The sequence below is a fragment of the Sphingomonas sp. Sph1(2015) genome (assembly GCF_001970915.1).
In the GTDB taxonomy this organism is placed as follows: domain Bacteria; phylum Pseudomonadota; class Alphaproteobacteria; order Sphingomonadales; family Sphingomonadaceae; genus Sphingomonas; species Sphingomonas parapaucimobilis.
In genome coordinates, this window is the sequence record NZ_MQUI01000017.1 from 64,478 (window position 1) to 71,490 (window position 7,013).

12 protein-coding genes are annotated in these 7,013 nt (G+C 64.4%); all 12 read left to right on the forward strand.

The annotated features are described in order from the left end of the window. The first annotated feature begins 56 nt into the window (after positions 1 to 56). The 12 genes from rplN to BSZ14_RS09245 all read left to right on the forward strand — a co-directional run bounded on the left by rplN (position 57) and on the right by BSZ14_RS09245 (position 6,874). Positions 57 to 425 (forward strand): 50S ribosomal protein L14, encoded by a 369-nt coding sequence (gene rplN / locus BSZ14_RS09190; protein WP_007406105.1) that lies wholly within the window; start codon positions 57 to 59, stop codon positions 423 to 425. Next, positions 425 to 742, forward strand: coding sequence for a 50S ribosomal protein L24 (rplX, locus tag BSZ14_RS09195; RefSeq protein WP_007406132.1), 318 nt, complete (start codon positions 425 to 427; stop codon positions 740 to 742). Before rplN ends, rplX begins: the two co-directional genes overlap by 1 nt. Beyond that, positions 735 to 1,316, forward strand: a complete 582-nt coding sequence (gene rplE / locus BSZ14_RS09200) for a 50S ribosomal protein L5 (RefSeq protein ID WP_037569379.1) — start codon at positions 735 to 737, stop codon at positions 1,314 to 1,316. Before rplX ends, rplE begins: the two co-directional genes overlap by 8 nt. Positions 1,317 to 1,373: 57 nt before the next feature. Next, the gene (rpsN, locus tag BSZ14_RS09205) at positions 1,374 to 1,679 is read left to right on the forward strand and encodes a 30S ribosomal protein S14 (RefSeq protein ID WP_042491166.1); all 306 of its coding nucleotides are present in this window, start codon (positions 1,374 to 1,376) and stop codon (positions 1,677 to 1,679) included. A gap of 12 nt (positions 1,680 to 1,691) precedes the next feature. Then, positions 1,692 to 2,087, forward strand: a complete 396-nt coding sequence (rpsH, locus tag BSZ14_RS09210; protein ID WP_042491163.1) for a 30S ribosomal protein S8 — start codon at positions 1,692 to 1,694, stop codon at positions 2,085 to 2,087. Continuing rightward, positions 2,087 to 2,620 carry a 50S ribosomal protein L6 gene (gene rplF, locus BSZ14_RS09215; protein ID WP_042491159.1) on the forward strand — a complete coding sequence of 178 codons (534 nt, stop codon included), beginning with the start codon at positions 2,087 to 2,089 and terminating at the stop codon, positions 2,618 to 2,620. The genes rpsH and rplF overlap by 1 nt, the downstream gene beginning before the upstream one ends. Further along, a complete protein-coding gene (rplR, locus tag BSZ14_RS09220; RefSeq protein ID WP_007406066.1) occupies positions 2,620 to 2,976 on the forward strand; it encodes a 50S ribosomal protein L18 in 357 nt (118 codons plus the stop codon). The genes rplF and rplR overlap by 1 nt, the downstream gene beginning before the upstream one ends. A 1-nt stretch (position 2,977) precedes the next feature. Then, on the forward strand, positions 2,978 to 3,697 hold the full coding sequence (rpsE, locus tag BSZ14_RS09225; RefSeq protein ID WP_042491158.1) for a 30S ribosomal protein S5: 720 nt from the start codon (positions 2,978 to 2,980) through the stop codon (positions 3,695 to 3,697). A gap of 6 nt (positions 3,698 to 3,703) precedes the next feature. Continuing rightward, positions 3,704 to 3,880, forward strand: coding sequence for a 50S ribosomal protein L30 (gene rpmD, locus BSZ14_RS09230; RefSeq protein WP_042491154.1), 177 nt, complete (start codon positions 3,704 to 3,706; stop codon positions 3,878 to 3,880). Positions 3,881 to 4,128: 248 nt separating this feature from the next. Then, on the forward strand, positions 4,129 to 4,659 hold the full coding sequence (gene rplO / locus BSZ14_RS09235) for a 50S ribosomal protein L15 (protein ID WP_076710682.1): 531 nt from the start codon (positions 4,129 to 4,131) through the stop codon (positions 4,657 to 4,659). 158 nt (positions 4,660 to 4,817) lie between these two features. Next, positions 4,818 to 6,182, forward strand: a complete 1,365-nt coding sequence (gene secY, locus BSZ14_RS09240) for a preprotein translocase subunit SecY (protein ID WP_076710683.1) — start codon at positions 4,818 to 4,820, stop codon at positions 6,180 to 6,182. 44 nt (positions 6,183 to 6,226) lie between these two features. After that, a complete protein-coding gene (locus BSZ14_RS09245; protein WP_042491199.1) occupies positions 6,227 to 6,874 on the forward strand; it encodes an adenylate kinase in 648 nt (215 codons plus the stop codon). The last annotated feature ends 139 nt before the right edge of the window (positions 6,875 to 7,013 follow it).

Below are 7,013 nucleotides of genomic sequence, written 5' to 3' on the forward strand. Positions count from 1 at the left end.
TTTTTAAGGCGGGGTAGGGTCGGTATCCTCCCCAGAAGAGAGAAGGAAGCGGATCCATGATCCAGATGCAGTCCAATCTCGACGTCGCTGACAACAGCGGCGCGAAGCGGGTGCAGTGCATCAAGGTGCTGGGCGGCTCGAAGCGCCGTACCGCATCGGTCGGCGATATCATCGTCGTCAGCGTCAAGGAAGCGCAGCCGCGTGGCCGCGTGAAGAAGGGCGACGTTCACCGCGCGGTGATCGTGCGTACCGCCAAGGACATCCGTCGTGCCGACGGTTCGGTGATCCGTTTCGACGGTAACGCCGCCGTGCTGGTCAACAAGAACGAGGAGCCGATCGGCACCCGTATCTTTGGCCCGGTCGTGCGTGAGCTTCGCGGCAAGAAGCACATGAAGATCATCTCGCTGGCGCCGGAGGTTCTGTAATGGCCGCTGCACGCATCAAGAAGGGTGACAAGGTCATCGTCCTGTCCGGCAAGGACAAGGGCAAGACCGGCACCGTGTCGCTCGCCATGCCGAAGGACGGCAAGGTCGTCGTGGACGGCGTCAACATCGCCACCCGTCACCGCAAGCCGACCCAGGCGAACCCGCAGGGTGGCCTGGAGCGCACCGCCGCTCCGCTGCACATCTCGAAGGTTGCGCACGTGACCGCCGATGGCAAGCCGACCCGCGTCCGTTTCGAGACGCAGGATGGCAAGAAGGTCCGCGTGGCCGTCAAGACCGGGGAGAAGATCGATGGCTGATTACAAGCCCCGCATGAAGGCTATCTATGACGATAGCATCATCAAGGCGATGACCGACAAGTTCGGTTACAAGAACGTCAACGAGATCCCCCGGATCGAGAAGATCGTGCTCAACATGGGCGTGGGCGAAGCGACGCAGGACAAGAAGCGCGTCGACCAGGCCGCCTCCGAGATGGAGCTGATCGCGGGTCAGAAGCCCGTCATCACCAAGGCGAAGAAGTCGATCGCGCAGTTCAAGCTGCGTGAAGGCATGCCGATCGGTGTGAAGGTCACGCTGCGTCGCGAGCGCATGTACGAGTTCCTGGACCGCTTCATCACGATCGCGCTGCCGCGCGTTCGCGACTTCCGCGGCCTGAACCCCAAGTCCTTCGATGGTCGCGGCAACTATGCCTGCGGCATCAAGGAACAGATCATCTTCCCCGAAATCAACTATGACCGCATCGACAAGGTGCGCGGCATGGATGTGATCGTGACCACCTCGGCGAAGACCGACGACGAAGCGCGCGAGCTGCTGCGTCTGTTCGGCTTCCCGTTCCCCAAGGAAGACGCTGCCGACGAGAAGAAGGCGGCGTAACCGGACTGCCCCCTCTCCACGCCGGGGAGGGGGTCCTTACAGAAAGAGCTTAAGTCCATGGCGAAACTGAGTTCAATCAACAAGAACGAGAAGCGTCGCGCTCTCGTCAAGAAGTATGCGGGCAAGTACGCGAAGCTGAAGGCGATCGCGAACGACCAGAGCCTCGATGAGACCGAGCGTCTGATCGCGCGCCTCAAGATGGCCGAGATCCCCCGCAACGGCAATCCGACCCGTATCCGCAACCGTTGCGAGATCACCGGTCGCCCGCGTGCGTATTACCGCAAGTTCCGTCTCGCTCGCGTCATGCTGCGTGAACTGGCCAACAAGGGCCAGATCCCCGGCGTCACCAAGTCGAGCTGGTAAGGACCATTTGAGATGGCAGTGACCGATCCCCTGGGTGACTTGCTCACCCGCATCCGCAACGGCCAGCGCGCGCGCAAGGACTCCGTCCTGACGCCTGCGTCGAAGCTGCGCGTCCGCGTGCTCGACGTGCTTCAGCGCGAGGGCTATATCCGTGGCTACAGCGAAGAGCAGATGGGCCCCGCGGCCGGCATCCGCATCGAGCTGAAGTATTTCGAGGGCCAGCCCGCGATCAAGCATGTCGCGCGCGTGTCGAAGCCCGGCCGCCGTATCTATTCGGGCGCGCAGGACCTTCCCCGCGTTCGCAACGGCCTGGGCATCACCATCGTGTCGACGCCGCGTGGCGTTCTGTCGGACGCCGAAGCGCGTGAGCAGAATGTCGGTGGCGAAGTCCTGGCGGAGGTGTTCTGATGAGCCGCATCGGTAAGAAGGCGGTCCCGGTTCCGGCCGGCGTCACCGCGACCATCGCCGACAAGGTGCTGAGCGTGAAGGGTCCCAAGGGCACCCTCTCCATGCCGCTCGCCGACGAGATCACCTATGATGTCCAGGCGGACGCCATTGCGGTGCAGCCTGCCAACGCCACGAAGCGCGCCCGCGCGTTCTGGGGCATGCAGCGCACCATGGTGCAGAACCTCGTCACCGGCGTGACCGCTGGCTTCTCGAAGAAGCTGGTCATCACCGGCGTCGGCTACCGCGCCGCCGCGCAGGGCAAGACCCTGAAGCTGCAGCTCGGCTACAGTCACGACGTCAACATCGACGTGCCGGAAGGCCTCGAGGTGAAGACGCCGGACGCCACCACCGTCGAAATCAGCGGTGCGGACAAGCAGAAGGTCGGCCAGCTGGCCGCCGAGATCCGCCGCTGGCGCAAGCCTGAGCCGTATAAGGGCAAGGGCATCAAGTACGACGGCGAGTTCATCTTCCGCAAGGAAGGGAAGAAGAAGTAATGACCAAGGGTCTCTCTCTTTTCGAGAAGCGCCGTCGGCGCAACCGTACCGCGCTGCGTGCGCGTGCGGGCACCCGTCCGCGCCTGTCGGTGCATCGCTCGGGCAAGCATATCTATGCCCAGGTGATCGACGACGAGGCAGGTCGTACCGTGGCTTCGGCCTCGACGCTGGAAAAGGACGCACGCGGCCAGTCGGGCGCGAACGTCGCAGCGGCGAGCGAAGTCGGCAAGCGCGTGGCCGAGAAGGCCAAGGCCGCCGGCGTCACGCAGGTCGTTTTCGACCGTGGCGGCTTCCTGTTCCACGGTCGCGTCAAGGCGCTGGCCGAGGCGGCACGCGAAGCGGGATTGGAGTTCTAATATGGCTGACGAGAACAACGTGGCCGTTGCCGGTGCCGAAGGTGCCGCGCAGGACGCGACCCAGGGTCGTGGTCCCCGGGGCGGCCGTGGCCGTGGTCCGGGCGGCGGTGACCGCGGCCGTGGCGGCCGTGACGGCAACCGTGGTCGTCGCGACGATCGTCGCGGTTCGACCGAGGAGCAGGGCGAAGAGCTGATCGAAAAGCTCGTCCACATCAACCGCGTCTCGAAGACCGTGAAGGGTGGTAAGCGTTTCGGCTTCGCCGCGCTCGTCGTGGTCGGCGATGGCAAGGGACGTGCGGGCTTCGGTCATGGCAAGGCGCGCGAAGTGCCGGAAGCCATTTCGAAGGCGACGGCTGCCGCCAAGAAGGCGATGGTCCGCGTGCCGCTGAAGGACGGTCGCACGCTGCATCATGATGGCAACGGCCATTTCGGTGCGGGCCGCGTGACGGTGCGTTCGGCCCCGCAGGGGACCGGCATCATCGCCGGTGGTCCGATGCGCGCCATCTTCGAATCGCTCGGCGTTGCCGACGTGGTGACGAAGTCGGTCGGTACGTCGAATCCGTACAACATGATCCGTGCCACCTTCGAAGCCCTTGGCGAGCAGACCTCGCCGAAGGCGGTGGCGCAGCGTCGTGGCAAGAAGATCGCCGACCTGCTGGGTCGCGGTCACGGTGCCACCCAGCAGACTGCCGAGGCGGAAGCCGCGGCCGTCGTGGAGTAAGCGACCATGGCTACCATCAAGATCAAGCAGACCGGTTCGCCGATCCGCCGCACCAAGGACCAGCGCGCGACCCTCGTCGGCCTGGGCCTGAACAAGATGCACAAGGTCTCCGAGCTTCAGGACAGCCCTGAAGTCCGCGGCATGATCCGCAAGGTGCAGCACATGGTTCAGGTGGTGGACTGAGGCTTTACGGGTTTTAACCAGACTTCCGTTCGCACTGAGCGAAGTCGAAGTGCAAGGGCTTCGGCGTGGCCTTCGACTTCGCTCAGGCTGAACGGGGGTGGGGTTCACAAACCCAGTCTCACATCCGTCACATTGAACAGTGACAAACACGGGGAAGGGGGCTATGCGGCCCCCTTCCTTTTATCCAGCGGCCGTGATTCCTTCCGAATGACGGCCATGCGCGAAACAAGCGAAAGCGAGTGCAAATCATGAAGCTGAACGAACTTTTCGACAACCAGGGTGCCCGCAAGTCCAAGATCCGCGTCGGTCGCGGTATCGGTTCGGGCAAGGGCAAGACCGGTGGTCGCGGCGTCAAGGGCCAGAAGAGCCGTGAGGGCGTGTCCATCGCGGGCTTCGAGGGCGGTCAGATGCCGCTCCACATGCGTCTGCCGAAGCGTGGCTTCAACAACATCTTCGCCAAGGACTATGCCGAGGTGAACCTGGGCGCGATCCAGAAGGCGATCGACTCGGGCAAGCTGAAGACCGACGGCACGATCGATCACGCCGCGCTGAAGGCCGCTGGCCTGGCGCGTGGCGGCAAGGACGGTGTGCGTCTGCTCGGCAAGGGCGAACTGACCACTAAGGTGTCGTTCGTCGTGCAGGGCGTGTCGGCCTCGGCGCGTGAAGCGGTCGAGAAGGCCGGTGGTTCGGTCGACGTGCCGCACGTCGTGCCCGCCGCCGAAAAGGCTGCTGCGAAGAAGGGCCAGACCCGCGCCGCGAAGCTCGCCGCCAAGGCCTGAACCGGATAAGGTCCGCCGCTGTCACAAGGCTTCGCGCCATCATGACAGCGGCGGATTTTGCATCCGGGTTAGACAAGCGCGTCTTCGCGCCTATATGAGCGGCGGGGCGGTTCAAAACGCATCCCGCCGTTTTTCGTTTCCAGGATAACGCAACAGCTATGGCATCCGCAGCCGACCAGATGGCGCAAAGCATCAGCCTGGCGAAATTCGCCAAGGCCACCGACCTCAAGAAGCGGCTGTGGTTCACCATCGGCGCGCTGATCGTCTTCCGCCTGCTCAGCTATGTTCCGCTGCCGGGTGTCGACCCGACCGCGCTGGGCCTGCTGAGCCAGAAGACCACGGGGGGCGTGCTCGACTTCTTCAACACCTTCTCGGGCGGCTCGCTCAGCCGCATGTCGCTGATCGCCCTGGGCGTGATGCCGTACATCACGGCGTCGATCGTCGTGCAGCTCGCGACCTCGCTGAGCCCGCAGCTCGCCGCGATCAAGAAGGAAGGCGAGAGCGGCCGTAAGAAGTTGAACCAGTATACCCGCTACGGCACGGTGCTGCTGACCGCGATCCAGGGCTATTTCATCGCCGTGGGCCTCGAGACGCTGGGCGCCAGCCAGGGCATCCAGGCTGTGATCGAGCCGGGCATGACCTTCCGCATCGCGGCGGTCATCTCGCTGATCGGCGGTACGATGTTCCTGATGTGGCTGGGCGAGCAGATCACCAGCCGCGGCATCGGCAACGGCGTGTCGCTGATCATCATGGCGGGCATCGTCGCCCATCTGCCGACGACGCTGGTCAACCTGCTCGAAGGTGGCCGTACCGGCAGCATCGATCCGGTACGCCTGATCGGCATCGTCGTCGCGGTCGTGGTCCTCGTCCTGTTCATCTGCTTCATGGAGCGCGCGCAGCGCCGCATCCTGATTCAGTACCCCAAGCGCGCGACGCAGCGGGGCATGCAGGCCGATCGCAGCCACCTGCCGCTGAAGATCAACACCGCGGGCGTGATCCCTCCGATCTTCGCCTCGTCGCTGCTGCTGATGCCGCTGACCATCTCGCAGTTCGCGGGCCAGCGCGTCGCGGGTGAAAGCCGCTGGGGCGACTTCATCATCAGCCTGAACCAGTATCTGCAGCATGGCAGCCCCGTGTACATGCTGCTCTACGGCGCGGGCATCGTCTTCTTCTCGTTCTTCTACACCGCGGTGGTCTTCAACCCGGAAGAGACGGCGGACAATCTGAAGCGCTATGGCGGGTTCATCCCCGGCATCCGTCCGGGCAAGAACACCGAGACCTATCTCGATTGTGTGCTGACCCGCATCACGGTGCTCGGCGCGGCCTATCTGACGATCATCTGTCTGCTGCCGGAATATCTGGTCTCGGCGCTCCAGATCCCCTTCTATCTGGGCGGGACCAGCCTGCTGATCGTCGTCAACGTGACGATGGACACGGTGACCCAGATCCAGAGCCATTTGCTGGCGCATCAATATGGCGATCTGATCAAGAAGGCGAAGCTGAAGGGCGGTCGCCTGCGCTGAGGCGCGGGCGGATTTCAGGGTAAAGAGGGGAGATTGACGTGGGCGTGAACATCATCCTGCTGGGACCGCCGGGGGCGGGCAAGGGAACCCAGGCGCAGCGGCTGGTGGCCAATCGCGGCATGGTGCAGCTGTCGACCGGCGACATGCTGCGCGCGGCGGTCAAGGCGGGCACCCCCGTCGGCCTTCAGGCCAAGGCGGTGATGGACGCGGGCGAGCTGGTGTCGGACGCGATCGTCTCGGCGCTGATCGGCGAGCGGCTGGACGCGGCCGAGGCGGAAGGCGGCGCGATCTTCGACGGCTATCCCCGGACCGAGGCGCAGGCCGAGGCGCTGGACGTGCTGCTCGCCGAGCGTGGCAAGACCCTGGACCATGTCATCGAACTGGCGGTGGACGAGGATGCGCTGGTCGAGCGGATCACCGGCCGCTTCACCTGTGCCTCGTGCGGGGCGGGCTATCATGACAGCTTCAAGCCGACCCAGGTGGAGGGTGTGTGCGACGTCTGCGGCTCGACCGAGTTCAAGCGCCGCCCCGACGACAATGCCGAGACGGTGCGCACGCGCATGGCCGAATATCGCGCCAAGACCGCGCCGATCCTGCCTATCTATGAAGCGCGCGGCATCGTGACGCGGGTCGACGGCATGGCGGCGATGGATGCCGTTGGTGCAGAGATCGACGCGATCCTCGATCGCTGATTCGGTTTTGATGGAATGGAGAGGGGGCGTTTCCGAGAGGAAGCGGCCCCTTTTTCGTTGGGCGTTGCCGGTTCCTCGGGCAGCTGACGCTTGAGCAGCCACTGAAAGCCCCTCTCCCGGGAGGGGTTGGGGGAGGGGC